At 68.1% G+C, this 13,859-nt stretch carries 11 protein-coding genes; 5 read left to right on the top strand and 6 right to left on the bottom strand.

Features of this window, described 5'->3' with window-relative positions; genetic code table 11:
- Positions 1-19: 19 nt before the first annotated feature.
- From A9G05_RS10965 to A9G05_RS10940, 6 genes are all read right to left on the bottom strand, one after another.
- Positions 20-2,134: a PQQ-dependent dehydrogenase, methanol/ethanol family gene (locus tag A9G05_RS10965; protein ID WP_069561000.1), complete on the bottom strand. Its 2,115-nt coding sequence runs from the start codon at positions 2,132-2,134 to the stop codon at positions 20-22.
- Between the two features lie 170 nt (positions 2,135-2,304).
- A complete protein-coding gene (feaR, locus tag A9G05_RS10960; protein WP_069560999.1) occupies positions 2,305-3,234 on the bottom strand; it encodes a transcriptional regulator FeaR in 930 nt (309 codons plus the stop codon).
- A gap of 169 nt (positions 3,235-3,403) precedes the next feature.
- Positions 3,404-5,350 carry a cyclic di-GMP receptor LapD gene (gene lapD / locus A9G05_RS10955; RefSeq protein ID WP_069560998.1) on the bottom strand — a complete coding sequence of 649 codons (1,947 nt, stop codon included), beginning with the start codon at positions 5,348-5,350 and terminating at the stop codon, positions 3,404-3,406.
- Positions 5,351-5,353: 3 nt separating this feature from the next.
- A complete protein-coding gene (gene lapG / locus A9G05_RS10950; RefSeq protein WP_069560997.1) occupies positions 5,354-5,995 on the bottom strand; it encodes a cysteine protease LapG in 642 nt (213 codons plus the stop codon).
- 145 nt (positions 5,996-6,140) lie between these two features.
- Positions 6,141-6,542 (bottom strand): YbaN family protein, encoded by a 402-nt coding sequence (locus A9G05_RS10945; RefSeq protein WP_069560996.1) that lies wholly within the window; start codon positions 6,540-6,542, stop codon positions 6,141-6,143.
- Between the two features lie 8 nt (positions 6,543-6,550).
- A complete protein-coding gene (locus A9G05_RS10940) occupies positions 6,551-7,135 on the bottom strand; it encodes a YecA family protein (RefSeq protein WP_069560995.1) in 585 nt (194 codons plus the stop codon).
- A gap of 138 nt (positions 7,136-7,273) precedes the next feature.
- On the opposite strand from A9G05_RS10940, the gene recQ reads away from it, so the two are divergent.
- The 5 genes from recQ (at position 7,274) to A9G05_RS10915 (ending at position 13,778) form a co-directional block, all read left to right on the top strand.
- A complete protein-coding gene (gene recQ, locus A9G05_RS10935; RefSeq protein WP_069560994.1) occupies positions 7,274-9,400 on the top strand; it encodes a DNA helicase RecQ in 2,127 nt (708 codons plus the stop codon).
- Between the two features lie 181 nt (positions 9,401-9,581).
- A complete protein-coding gene (locus A9G05_RS10930) occupies positions 9,582-10,751 on the top strand; it encodes a diguanylate cyclase (RefSeq protein ID WP_069560993.1) in 1,170 nt (389 codons plus the stop codon).
- Positions 10,752-10,850: 99 nt separating this feature from the next.
- Positions 10,851-11,861: a DUF2804 domain-containing protein gene (locus tag A9G05_RS10925; protein WP_069560992.1), complete on the top strand. Its 1,011-nt coding sequence runs from the start codon at positions 10,851-10,853 to the stop codon at positions 11,859-11,861.
- Between the two features lie 79 nt (positions 11,862-11,940).
- Complete coding sequence (locus A9G05_RS10920) at positions 11,941-12,375, top strand: MarR family transcriptional regulator (RefSeq protein ID WP_069560991.1); 435 nt, start codon at positions 11,941-11,943, stop codon at positions 12,373-12,375.
- Positions 12,375-13,778 carry a DHA2 family efflux MFS transporter permease subunit gene (locus tag A9G05_RS10915; protein WP_069560990.1) on the top strand — a complete coding sequence of 468 codons (1,404 nt, stop codon included), beginning with the start codon at positions 12,375-12,377 and terminating at the stop codon, positions 13,776-13,778. Before A9G05_RS10920 ends, A9G05_RS10915 begins: the two co-directional genes overlap by 1 nt.
- Positions 13,779-13,859 lie beyond the last annotated feature (81 nt).

The raw sequence follows: 13,859 nt of genomic DNA, 5'->3' as shown, positions 1-13,859 counted from the left end.
CTGGGAGGCGGCGGTGGGGTCAGCGGGTGGCGTTGGCCTGTTTCAGCTCGGCCTGGAGGTCGTGGGTGCGCTTGATCAGGTACTGGCGGATCAGCTCCATGTCCTCGGGCTTGAGGATGTCGGAGAAGTTGGGCATGCCGCGCCGTATCAGCGCGCCGCTGAGGTAGGCGGGGAAGGCGGCGTGCTTGTCGGCGGTGAGGTAGCGCAGGTCCGGGACTTCGCCGCCGCTGATGGCGTTGAGGCCGTGGCAGCCGGCGCACAGGCCGTTGAACAGGTCGCGGGCCTGGGCCAGTTGCGCGGGCGTGGCGTTCAGTTGCAGGTCGGCGTTGGGGAACACCGGGGCTTCGCGCGGGGGCGGCAGTTCGCCCTTGGCGCCCAGCTTGAAGGCGATGACCCGGGCTTCGGCACGCACCTTGCTCTTGTTGGTCAGCGGGCCGGTGAGGCGCGGGATGATGCCGCCCCAGCCCACGGAGAAGGCGACGTACTGCTCGCCGTTGACGCTGTAGGTGACCGGGCCGGCCATGACGCCGGAGTTGGCGCGGCGCTCCCAGAGGGTGTCGCCATTGTCGGCGCTGTAGGCCACCACGCGGCCATCGGCGGTGCCCTGGAACACCAGGTTGCCGGCGGTGCTGAGGGTGCCGCCGTTACCCGCGCCGGCGTAGGGGTGGGACCAGGCCGGGGCCTGGCGCACCGGGTCCCAGGCGATCAGTTCGCCGGTCCAGGCGTTGCGGATCTGCTCCAGCACCTTGGGGTCTTCCGGCAGGCTGGGCACGTCGAGGCCGAAGTTCACCACCGATTTGTTGGGCAGGAACATCGGCTCCTTGGCCGCCTTCAGCTCGGCCAGCGTGTGCTGGGCAGGGATGTAGACGTAGCCGGTGACGGGGTTGAAGGACATGGGGTGCCAGTTGTGCCCGCCGAGGAAGCTGGGCTGCACCACCTTGGGCTCCTGGCTGTAGTCGGCGGCGCCGGTGAGGATGGGCCGCCCGGTGGCGAGGTCGATGCCGCTGGCCCAGTTCACCGGGACGTAGTTGCGGGCCGAGAGCAGCGTGCCGTTGGTGCGGTCGAGCACGTAGAAGAAGCCGTTCTTCGGCGCCTGCATCAGCACCTTGCGCGGCTGCCCGTCGATCTTCAGGTCGGCGAGGATCATGTGCTGGGTGGCGGTGTAGTCCCAGCGGTCCTGGGGGGTGACCTGGTAGTGCCAGACGTACTCGCCGCTGTCCGGGCGCAGGGCGACGATGGAGGAGACGAACAGGTTGTCGCCCTTGCCGTTGCTGCGGAACTGGTAGTTCCAAGGCGAGCCGTTGCCGGTGCCGATGTAGAGCAGGTCCAGCTCGGGGTCGTAGGCCATGGAGTCCCACACGGTGCCGCCGCCGCCCCACTTGACCCAGCCGTCGCCGTCCCAGGTCTTCAGTGCCATGGCCATGGCCTTGTTCTCGGGGGGGAGCTTGGGGTCGCCGGGGACGGTGTAGAAGCGCCAGGCCTCCTGGCCGGTCTCGGCGTCGTAGGCGGTGACATAGCCGCGCACGCCGAACTCGGCGCCGCCGTTGCCGATCAGCACCTTGCCCTTGACGATGCGCGGGGCGCCGGTGATGGAGTAGCTCTTGCTGCGGTCGAGGATGGTGTCGACGCTCCACACCGGCTTGCCGGTGGCGGCGTCGAGGGCGATCAGCCGGCCGTCGAAGCTGCCGACGTAGACCTTGCCGTTCCACACCGCCACGCCCCGGTTGACCGGGCCGCAGCAGCCCTGGCCGAGGTTCTCCGGCGGCACCTGGGGGTCGTACTTCCACAGTACGGCGCCGGTGGTGGCGTCGAGGGCGTAGACCACGCTGAAGGCGCTGGTGGTGTACATCACGCCGTCGACCACGATGGGGGTGGCTTCGACGCCGAAGTCCAGCTCCAGCTTGGTGGTCCAGGCCAGGCCGAGCTGGCCGACGTTGCCGGCGTTGACCTGGTCCAGCGGGCTGAAGCGCTGTTCGTCGTAGGTGCGGCCGTGGCTCATCCAGTTGCCCGGCTCGCGGTCGGCCTGGAGCAGGCGCTGGGCATCGACACGGGCGGGGCCGGGGGCATTGGCGGCGACGCCCGGCAGGCTGGAAAGCAGAAAGGGCAGCCCTATCAGCAGCGGAAGGGTTTTCACGGTCGTGGTACTCCGGCACAGGGTTTCTTGTTATTGGGGGCCCGCTCGCGGCGGACCACAGGGTGGCAGCGGCATGGGTGCCTGGGGGTATTAGAGGGTTGGCCCCGGCCGGTCGCTTGACCCTGGCTGCCATTCTTTCTTGGCATTCCTTGCCAGGCCGGGGCGGGTGGTCAGGCGCAATGGGCCCGTGCGCGGTAGTCCCGCGGGGACAGTTCGAACTGGCGCTTGAAGGCGCGGCTGAAGTGCGCGGCGTCGAAGAAGCCCCATTTGAAGGCGATCTGGGTGATGGATTCGTGGCGCAGCACCTGGGCGCCGAGGTCCTGGGCGACCTTGTCCAGGCGCGCGCGCTGGATGTAGCGGCAGACGCTCTCGCCCTGGTCCTCGAACAGCCGGTACAGCCGCCGCACCGAGATGTGCAGGCGCTCGGCGAGCAGGGCAGGCGACAGTTCGGCGTCCTGCAGGGATTCGCCGATCAGTTGCAGCGCCACGCCGTAGAGGTCGCCGGTGTGCTCGGGCAGCGCCTCGATACGTTCGGCCAGGGCCGGCACCAGCAGCGCCAGCAGGGCGTCCTGCAGGGCCTGGCCGTCGGCGTTGGGGTCGAGGGTGCCGGCGCTGTCGCCGATGGAGCCCACCAGGGCGCGGATCATCCGGCTCGACAGGCTGTTGCGGGCCAGACGGCCGAAGGGCTGCTGGCCCTGGAAGTGCTCCATGACCCGTTGCCGGGCCAGGTGCACCGAGACGTTTTCGATCAGGCCATGGGGGCAAATCTCGAAGGGCAGGGCGGAGTCCACGAGGGCGAAGTCCCCGGCGTGCAGCTCCAGCTCCACCCCGCGCTGGCGGATGCACTGGCGCCCGCTGCGCTGAAAGATCAGGAAGCAGTGGCGGTCGTCCTCGCCGTCCACGCCCACCCGTTCCCGGGCGATGAGCCCGGCGTTGGTGCGGATGTGCGCCGTTTCCAGCGGGCCGATGCAGTGCGCGTGGATGTCGCCGATGAACTGGTTGTGCTGGGTGGATGGGCGGGTCTCGAAATTTCCGCAGACTGCGCGCAGGGATTGGCTGAAGGTGTCGAACGCGGCAAGGGTGCGAGTCGGAAAGGCCATGGCCGTCTCCTGTTCTTGTTTTTCGTTAACATATTATCGATGCCGACAGGGAGCAAGGAAAAAGCGCGGCGACGGGGCAGTGCGAGAAGGCGGGGGAAGGTGGCGCCCCGCGGGAACGGCAGGGGCGCCTCGGGAAAGGCAGGTGCTTTTTAGAGGGCCCCTGGGGGTATCAGCTCTTCCAGGGTGCCGGTGCGCCCACCAGGCGGCCCATGGCGCCGAGGATGCCGAGGGCCTTGAGGGCCTCCAGTTCGCCGGCACTCTCCACCATCTCGGCGATCAGCGGCAGGTCGATGCTGTTGGTGGCGCGGTACACGGCTTCGATGAACACCCGCTTGTCCTGCTCCACGTCCAGGTTACGGATGTAGGCGCCGTCCACCTTCAGGTAGGCGAGGCCGAGGTGGGTGAGATTGCCGATGAGGCTGAAGCGGCCGCCGAAGTGCTGCAGGCCGATGTTGAAGCCGGCATCGCGCACCCGCTGGCTGAAGGCTTCCAGCTCGGCGGGCGGGGGCAGGTGACGTTCGTCCACCTCCAGGGTCATGAGCTGGCTGTGTTGCGGATGGGCCTTGAGCACGGCCAGCAGGCGGTCCTGGGTGGCGGCATCGCGCAGGGTGGCGGCGGAAAGGCTGAGGGCCAGCGGGGCGGGGTGCAGGTCGAGGTGGTCGAGGGTGTGTTCGAGCATCGCCAGGTCGAAGCGGGTGGCCCAGCCCAGGCGCTCTATCCAGGGCAGGAAGCGGCCGGCGGCGACGGCTTCGCCCTGGGGGTCGAGCAGGCGAGCGAGGACCTTGTGGTGCAGCAGGCGGCCGGTGTCGGCGCACTCCACCACGGGTTGGAAGTAGAGCTGCAGTTTGCCTTCGTTGAGGGCCTGGTCGATCCAGCCGCGCCAGTCGTGCAGGCCCTGGCCGGCGTTGGCCTGGAAGTCGTCGAGGCGCTCCCAGTGGCGCGAGGGGTTGCTCTGGGCCTGAGCCAGGGCCTGGTCGGCACGGGCGAGGACGTCGGCCGGGTTCTCTCCGGGGCGGAAGGCGGCGATGCCCAGGTGGGCCACCGGGGTGCAGTCGCTGGCGCCGGTGGCGCGCAGGTTTTCCAGGGCGGTACTGAGCACCTCGGCGAGGCGGTCGGCGCCGTCGCCCTCAAGGCCGGGTGCGAGGAGGGTGAACTCGCCACCGCGGTTGCGTGAGGCGAACCAGTCGGGCGTGCCGCTTTCGGCCAGGGTCTGGCCGATCACCTCGCCGACATCGCGGATCAGCGCGTCGGTGCGTTGGCCGCCGAGGCGCTGGTTGAGCCCGCCGAGGTCGTTGACCCGCAGCAACACCAGGTAGCCTTCGGCGTTCTGCTCGGAGGGGTCGAGCTGGTTGGCCAGGCGGGCGTCGAACTGGCGGCGGTTGGCCAGGCCGGTGAGGGTGTCCTGGTAGGCCTCTTCGCGCAGCTTTTCGCTGCGGGCGGCCTCTTCGGCGAACAGGGTCTTGAGCTTGTCGACCATCTGGTTCATGGCCAGCACCACGCGCTTGAGCTCGGGCGTGCGCGGTACACGGGGCAGGGTGAGGAATTCGCGGCGGCTGATGGCCTGGGCCTGCTGGACCATGTTGTCCAGCGGGCGCAATTGGGTGCGCAGGAGGAAGCCGCCGAGCACGGCGCTGACCAGCCCGCACACCACCAGCCAGGCGAGCATGCCCAGGGCGCTGTCCCACAGCTTGGCCAGGGCGAATTGCGGGTGGCTCACCACCTCGACCCGGGCGGCCTGCTCCCAGCCGCGCATGATCAGGGCGTCGCCGCCCTGGGCACGGAGGTCGACGATGCGGGCGAACCAGAGCGGGACGGTGCCGGTGACGGTGTCGGTCTTGCGCTCCACCTGCACCTCGCCGTCGCTGATGCGTACCACGCGGATGCGGGCGAAATAGCCGCTGTCGAAAATGGAGCTGACCATCAGCTCCAGCATGGCCGGGTCGTCCACATGGGGCGTCATGGACAGCGCCAGGGCGGTGGCGGCGTCCTGGGCGTGGGAGCGAAGCTGGCTGCGCAGTTGCTCGCGGGAGCTCTCCACGCCGGCCAGGAAGCTCCCGGTGAAAGCCACCACCAGGAACAGGCAGATCGCCAGAAACAGCTGCTTGAGTAACGACATCGTCTATCCCTCTCCGATCGGGAAGCCTTCGGCGCGCATCTTCTGCAGGATGTCCTGCCAGCGCGAGAGCCTCTTGCTGTCACCACTGCGCTTGCCCCCGGTGTAGAGCCCCTCGGCGTTGAAGGCGTAGACCGGCAGCAGGTCCTTGCGCTGGGAGGCGGGGCGGATGTCGCTGATCAGGTTGTCCAGGACCAGCGGGTCTGCCGTGGGGGTGGCGTAGAAGGTGAGCACCATGTGCGCCTGGTTGTAGTTCAGCGCCTTGACGTAGGTGATGCGCAGCTTCTCGGCAGGAATGCCGAGTCGGCGCAGGGTGAAGTACTTGGCGATGGAGTAGTCCTCGCAGTCGCCGGCACCCTTGACCAGGGCCTCGATGGGGGTGGCCCAGTAGTCGTTCTGGCGCCAGTTGCGCTGGTCGTCGACGAAACGCAGCTTGGCGTTGAAGAAGCGGTTGACGGCGGTGAGCTTGTCCTTCTCCGGCAGTTCGCCGCTGCGCTGGATCAGGTCGCTCCAGTCGAGGATGCGCTGGCGTGCCGGGCCGAGGTTGCCGTAGCGCTTCTCGGCGTTCTTGAGAATCGCCTCGAAGTCCCAGTCGGCCAGGGCGAGCAGGCTGAGCAGGGCGCAGGCGACCAGCAACGGCCACGCCATGCGCGGTCCGGCTGTACGGGTGTGCTGGTGGTGCCCTAGCTGCATCGTCAGGGTTTCCGCCCCTTGGGTTCATGCAGTCTAGGCAGGCGTCTGGCCTTTTGCCTTGCAAGGCAGTCGGAAAGATCAGGAGGACATCGGGGCCGCGTCAGTCGCGGTGCAGGGTCTTCTGCCGAAGGATGTAGACGCTGACCAGTACCGCGCTGGTGAGCATGAAACCCTGGGCCCAGGGGCGCTGCACCAGGTAGCAGGAGAACAGGATGCTCACCCACATCAGCACCAGGGCGTAGACCTTGCCGCGCAGGGGGATGCCGTTGCCTTCGAGGTAGTCACGAATCCACGGGCCCAGGTGCGGGTGGTCCACCAGCCAGCGGTAGAAGCGCTCGGAGCTGCGCACGAAGCAGGCTGCGGCCAGCAGCAGGAAGGGGGTGGTGGGCAGTACCGGCAGGAAGATGCCGATGACCCCCAGGGCGACGCTCAGCCAGCCGATGCACAGCAGTCCATAGCGGACCGCTGCGCTGCGGGCGCGGGGGATGTCGCCGTGGGCCATCGCGTGACTCAGTGGCGCGGCTTGAGCAGGGCGGGCTTCTCTTCGGGGGCGTGGCAGAGCAGGAACAGGGCGGTCAGCAGTTCGGGAATCTGCTCGATCATTTCGTCGACCAGGCTGCGATCGGCGGCGATGTCGGCGAATTCCGGCTGCTCGTCGAACAGGCCCGAGCCCACCATGATCGGCAGCAGCAGTTCGCTGACTTCCTCTTCGGCGTGTTCGAACCAGGCGGCTTCACGCAGGAACACGCCCTCCATGAAGCCGATGCACCAGCCGCGCAGGTCCGAGTCGTCGGGTTCTTCGCCCAGGTCCAGATCGCAGGGCAGTTCGAGGTCCTCGTCGCTGGCCAGTTGGCGGGCGATGTGGGCCTTGAGCTGGAGGAGGGATTCTTCGATCGCTTCGTGCTCGGCGGCGTCGCGGTAGTGCGGCGGCTCGGCGAACAGGGCGTCGATCCACTCGCGGTCCGGCACCGGCTCGGGGGAGATGTTCAGGGCCGTCAGGTAGCCGTGGGCTGCCACGTAGTCCAGGGCTTCCTCGTGCAGGTCGTCGGCATCGAGAAAGGCTTGCAGGCGGGACAGTTGCTCAGCGAAGGACATCGGGGGGACTACCTTGAGGGGATAAATGAGCGTGGATTCTAGTCCAGTGCGCCGCAGGCGGCAAAAGCTGCGGCGATGGGCGAGGGCATCGCGACGGGCGGGCTGACGTATAATGCGCGGCTTGTTTCGGAGACCCCCATGCTCGACCACGCGCTGCGCATCCTCAAAGACGTATTCGGCTACGACGCCTTTCGCGGCAACCAGGCCGCCATCATCGAGCGCGTGGCCCGTGGCGGCGATGCACTGGTGCTGATGCCCACCGGGGGCGGCAAGTCCCTCTGCTACCAGGTGCCGGCGCTGATGCGCGAGGGCCTGGCGGTGGTGGTTTCGCCGTTGATCGCGCTGATGGACGACCAGGTGGCGACCCTGGAGGAGCTGGGTGTGGCGGCGGTGGCGCTGAACTCCACCCTCGGCGCGGACGAGCAGCGAGAGATCGCCGACCGCATCCGCCGCGGCGAGATCAAGCTGCTCTACCTGGCCCCCGAGCGGCTGGTGCAGCCGCGTATGCTGGCGTTCCTGGAGCGCCTGGACATCGCGCTGTTCGCCATCGACGAGGCCCACTGCGTGTCCCAGTGGGGGCACGATTTCCGTCCTGAATACCTGCAACTGGGCCAGTTGGCCGAGCTGTTCCCCGGCGTGCCGCGCATCGCGCTGACCGCCACCGCTGACCGCCGCACCCGCGAGGAGATCGTTCAGCGCCTGCACCTGCAGGAAGCAGAGCGGTTCCTGTCGAGCTTCGACCGGCCGAACATCTTTTACCGCATCGTGCCCAAGGACAATCCGCGCAAGCAGTTGCTGGGCTTCCTCGCCGAGCGCAAGGGCGATGCCGGCATCGTCTATTGCCTGTCGCGCAAGAAGGTGGAGGAGGTGGCGGCCTTCCTCTCCGAGCAGGGCTTCCCGGCGCTGCCCTACCACGCGGGCCTGGAGAACGAGCTGCGGGCGTACCACCAGCGGCGCTTCCTCAACGAGGAGGGGCTGATCATGGTGGCGACCATTGCCTTCGGCATGGGCATCGACAAGCCCAACGTGCGCTTCGTGGCCCACATGGACCTGCCGAAATCCCTGGAGGCGTACTACCAGGAGACCGGCCGCGCCGGGCGTGACGGCCTGCCGGCGGACGCCTGGATGGCCTACGGGCTGCAGGATGTGATCTTCCTCAAGCAGATGCTCAACAACTCCGAGGGCGATGAGCGGCACAAGCGCATCGAGCAGCACAAGCTGGAGGCGATGCTGGCGCTCTGCGAGGAGACCCGCTGCCGCCGCCAGGCACTGCTGGCCTATTTCGACGAGGAGCTGCCGCAGCCCTGCGGGCACTGCGACATCTGCGTCGACGGGGTGCAGACCTGGGACGCCACCGAGCCGGCCCGCCAGGCGCTGTCGACCGTCTACCGCAGCGGCCAGCGCTACGGCGTCGGGCACCTGGTGGATATCCTCCTTGGTCGTGACAACGAGAAGGTTCGCGCGGCGGGCCACCAGCACCTGTCGGTGTTCGGTGTGGGCAAGGCGTTTTCCGAGACGGAGTGGCGCACGCTGTTCCGCCAGTTGGTGGCGCGTGGCCTGGCCGACATCGACCTCGAAGGCTTCGGCGGGCTGCGTCTGAGCGAGGCGTGCCGGCCGCTGCTGCGCGGCGAGGTGACCCTGCAACTGCGCCGCGACCTGTCCACCAAGGCGCCCAAGCCGGCCGCCAGCGCGGCCAGTCAACTGGTGCGTGCCGACGAGCGCGAGCAGTGGGAGGCGCTGCGTACGCTGCGCCGCAAGCTGGCGGAGGAGCACAGTGTGCCGCCCTACGTCATCTTCCCGGACGCCACCCTGCTGGAGATGCTGCGCAGCCGGCCGTCGAGCCTGTCGGACATGGCCCGGGTCAGCGGCGTGGGCGCACGCAAGCTGGAGCGCTACGGCCAGGCCTTCCTCGAAGTGCTCAACGGTGCCGAGTCCGAAGCGCCCCGTGCCGTGGCGGACCTGCGCCATGAGCTGGTCAGCCTGGCCCGCGCCGGCATGACCCCAACGCAGATCGCCCGCCAGTTGCAGTGCACCGAGAAGAACGTCTATGCGCTGCTGGCCGAGGCTATCGCCGCCCAGCAGCTGAGCCTGGAGCAGGCGCTGGACCTGCCCGAGGACACCCTCGGCGAGGTGCAGGATGCCTTCCTTGACGGCGAAGGCGAGCTGCCGCCGGTGGCCGAAGTGGCCCAACTGCTGGGCGGGCGGGTGCCAGAGGGTGTGCTGTACTGCGTGCGTGCGGCGTTGCAGGCGGAGTTCGAGGCCTGAGGACGGGCGGGCAGGGCCACTTGTAGGCCACCCTGGCGGCTACTAATGTGCAACGTGGCGTGCGCGCAGCCGGGAAGGCGCGCGCAGTCTTCGTCATCCATGTGAGGTGGATGCCCGGAGCGTGCCGACGCTGCATGGCCGGGCGCAGCAGCAGGTCCCGGCCCCATAACAAGAGGTGGCCGTGACCACACCCCATGCCTGGCTGGACGATGTGCGTCCCAATCCCTATGCCGACCAGCTCGCCGTCGGCTTCCGCAAATTGCGTTTCGTGCGCCCGCTGGAGCACGAGTACCGGCAGTTCTTTCTGGAACAGTCCTTCGACCTCAAGCGCATTGTGCTGCTGCTGTCGTTGCCCATGTGGCTGGCCTTCGCCGTGCTGGACTTCCAACTGGTGAGCACGGCGGAGCGTTGGTGGATGCTGGCGGTCCGGGTGGTGGTGCTGGTGCTGCTGGTGATCTGCGGCGGTCTGGTGCTGCAGCGGCGTCATGTTCACCTGCTGGCGCCCCTCAGCCAGGCGTGCGTCGCCGCGCTGGGGCTGGGGGCCGCGGCGGTGGTGGCCATCGCCCATCGGGTCGATCCGTCGTTCCCCTATGAAGGCTTGCTGCTGGTGTGCATGGCCGCCTACTTCGTGGTGGGGCTGCGCCTGGGGGAGGCGCTGCTGGTGGCGGTGCTGGTGCTTTCGGTCTACGTGGTGCTGGAGCTGTGGGCGGGCCTGCCGCCGGCGCGGCTGGCGAACAACCTGCTGTTCCTGGTCTGCGGCAATCTGCTGGGGGCGGTGGGCGGCTACCTGGTGGAGTACAAGTCCCGCGAGCATTTCCTGGTGAGTCGGTTGATGCGGCTGCTGGCCGATCACGACAGCCTCACCGGCCTGCACAACCGCCGCAGCTTCAACCGCCAACTGGAGCGGGTCTGGCGGCAGGCACAGCGGGAGTCCAGGCCGCTGGCGCTGCTGCTGTGCGATGTGGACCACTTCAAGGCCTACAACGACCTCTATGGTCACCAGCGTGGGGACGTGGCGCTGCAGCGGGTGGCCGGGGTGCTGGAGGATGCGGCGCGTCGCCCCCTGGACATGGCGGTGCGCCTGGGAGGCGAGGAGTTCGCTGTGCTGCTCTATGGCACCCCGGAGGAGGAGGCGCGTCAGCATGCCGAGCGTATCCGGGCGGCGGTTGAGGCCCTGGCGGTACCCCATGAAGGCTCCAGCACCGGTGCGGTGCTGACGCTGTCCATCGGCCTGGCCTGCCTGGCGCCCCAGGCCGACAGCCCGATCGCGCACCTCTACGCCCTTTATGAACATGCCGACCGGGCGCTGTACCAGGCCAAGGCGTTCGGCCGCAACCAGGTGGTGGCGTGACACTGGCGTAGATGGTCGCTCCGGCTGGCGCCATGGGTGACTGTGCCGCCGGGAGGGCGGTGCTAGCATCGCTCGCCCCTGCACCGGAGAGCCCGCCCCATGGACATGCTGATCGGCCCGGACGGCCAGCCCCGCTACGGCCAGTTCGACACCACCCCGACCCTCATCAACTACCGGGATTTCGACTTCCGCTCACCCATGGGGCGCCGCCGTGGTGCGCTGGCCAAGTGGCGGCGTTTCCACCAGTTCCAGTACTTCGGGATCATCAGCAACGAGCTGATCGGCGGCTGTGCATTGGCCAACCTGAGCCTGCTCGGGGTGGGCTTCGTCTACCTGTTCCACCCGGCCAGCGGGCGCATGATCGAGCGCCAGTTCAAGCTGCCGCTGGGCTGGGGCACGCGTTTTTCCCAGTCGCCCGACAGCGGCACCTGCGAGCTGCGCGTCGGTCGCAACCTGCTGCGATTGGAGAACCAGGCCGAGCGCCGGGAAAAGCGCCTGCGCGTGGAGCTGGACGACGGCACCCGCATCGATGCGCTGTTCGCCGAGCAGGGCTTCCAGCCCATGGGCTTGTGCACCCCGGCCGGGGCGGACGGCTGGGTCTACGCGCGCAAGGTGGCCGGTGTGCCCTGCCAGGGGCGGATCGAGAGCGCGCTGGGGCAGTTCGACCTCGGCACGCTGGGGGCCTACGCCCACCACGACTGGTCGGCCGGCTACATGCGCCCGGAAACGGTGTGGAACTGGGCCTGCCTGTCCGGCGAGGCGGCGGGGATTCGCCTCGGCCTGAACCTCTCCTGCGGGGTCAACGAGACCAGCTTCACCGAGAACTGCTTCTGGCTGGACGGCGAGCTGGTCAAGGTCGACACCGTGCGCTTCGCCTTCGATCGCCAGCAGCCGCTGGAGCCCTGGCACATCACCTCCCATGACGGCCAGGTGGACCTGCACTTCCGTGGCGAGGGGCTGCACAAGGAGCGCCTCAACGCCGGCTTCCTTGCCAGCAACTTCAAGCAGGTCTTCGGCCGTTTCGACGGCGTTCTCCGCCCCCACGGCCGCCCGGCGATTCCCGTGGAGGGGTTGTGGGGCTTTGTCGAAGATCAATATGTGAAGTGGTAGTTACAGTCTGCGGCTTGCTCCGGATCGCCGCCTATGATTAGCTCGCTAACTATTAGTTTTGGCTGTCAGAGTCCGTTTCATGTCCCACACCGATCAACACCGCTTCGCCATGCAGCTTGCGCAGATGTCGCGGGCCTGGCGAGCGGAGATGGACCGTCGTCTGGTCGACCTAGGCCTTTCCCAAGCCCGCTGGCTGGTGCTGCTGCACCTGGCCCGCTTCGAAGAACTTCCCACCCAGCGCGAGCTGGCCAAGAGCGTCGGCGTCGAAGGCCCGACGCTGGCGCGCCTGCTCGATAGCCTCGAAGCCCAGGAGCTGGTCCAGCGCCTGGCCGTGGCCGAGGACCGCCGGGCGAAGAAGATCACCCTCTGCCCCAAGGCCCGGCCGCTGATCGAGAAGATCGAGTCGATCTCCAGCCAGCTGCGCCGCGAGGTCTTCACCGGCATCGACGAGGAAGAGCTGCGTCGTTGCCAGCAGGTCCACGCGAAGATCCTGGCCAATCTGGAACGGCGCTGATGTCGCAGGACCTCGAGGCCCTGCACACCCGCTACGGTTCCCGCTATCCCCACTGGCTGCTGGCGCTGTTGATGGTCGGCAGCATGGCGATGATCCTCGCCTCCACCAGCATCAACGTGGCCTTGCCGACCCTCATGGCGGAGTTCGCCATCGGCCGGCCCATGGCCCAGTGGCTGGCCACAGGCTTTCTCGCCGCGATGACCGCCGGGCTCCTGCTCTCGGCCTGGGCCCAGGCCCGGCTTGGGGCACGGCGTACCGTCCAGCTCGGCATCGGGCTGTTCATCCTCGCCTCGCTGCTCGCGTTGCTGGCCCAGGCGGCCTGGCAACTCATTGCCTTGCGCATCATCCAGGGCGCCAGTGCCGGGGTGATCCAGCCCCTGGCGATGGTGCTGATCTTCCGTGTCTTCGCCGATGGCGGGCGCGGCATGGCCCTGGGCACCTACGGCCTGGGGGTGATGGTGGCGCCGACCCTTGGTCCCACCATCGGTGGCTACCTGATCGACCACTTCGGCTGGCAGGCGGTGTTCTGGCTGCCGCTGCCCATGTGCGTGGCTGCATTGATCGGTGCGCAATGGCTGATGCCCAGTGACCGCAACCGGCAGACCCCGGGCGTGGACCTGCTGGCGTTCGGCTTCCTTTGTGTGGCGCTGTTCGCCCTGCTCGGCGCCCTGGCCGAAGCCCAGCGTTTCGGCTGGCTGGCACCGTCGTGCTGGATACCCGGGCTGTTGGGGATTTCCGCCGCTGGCGGATTTGCCTGGCGCAGCCGGGTGTCGGCGCGACCGTTGCTGCCGATGCGGCTGTGGCGTCATGCGGCGTTCCGCAAGGCCAGTTGGGTGGCTCTGGCGCTGGGGCTCGGGTTATACGGCTCCACCTACCTGATCCCGCTCTACCTGCAGACCGTCGATGGCTACAGTGCCGGTCGCGCTGGCTTGCTCCTGCTGCCCACCGGGGTGGTTCTGGGGCTGGCGTCGTTCGCTGGTGGCTGGCTCAGTGACCAGTTGTCGGCCGCTGCGTTGCTGGTGGGCGGGTTGATGGTGTTCGCCCTGTCCTGCTTCGGCCTGGGGCTGGTGGGGGAAGGGGCGAGCTTCCTGGTGCTGTGCTTCTGGGCCTGTGTCGGCCGCCTCGGCCTGGGCCTGCTGCTGCCGGCCCTTAGCACCGGCTCGCTGGACGTGCTGAGCGCCGAGGAGCTGGCCCAGGGCGCCGGCGCTATCACCTTCGTGCGCCAGTTGGGCGGCGCATTCGGGGTCAACCTGGTGACCTTCTTCCTCGAATGGCGGCATCTGGCAGGTGGCGGCGATCACGCGGCCAATGCCTGGGCCTTCCAGCAGACCTTTTGTCTGGTCGCGCTGCTGTTCCTGATAGCGATCTGGCCTGCCCTGGGCGTTCGCGCGACAAAAGTCTGACGAAATCGGTACGGCGTCTCAGTGGTTGTGTGAATTTCGTCACTTTCATGGCGAAAATCCAGTAAGATTCGTCCGTAATGG

It is taken from the genome of Pseudomonas sp. ENNP23 (assembly GCF_001728945.1).
Lineage (GTDB): Bacteria > Pseudomonadota > Gammaproteobacteria > Pseudomonadales > Pseudomonadaceae > Metapseudomonas > Metapseudomonas otitidis.
This window is presented reverse-complemented; position numbering and strand designations above follow the sequence as displayed.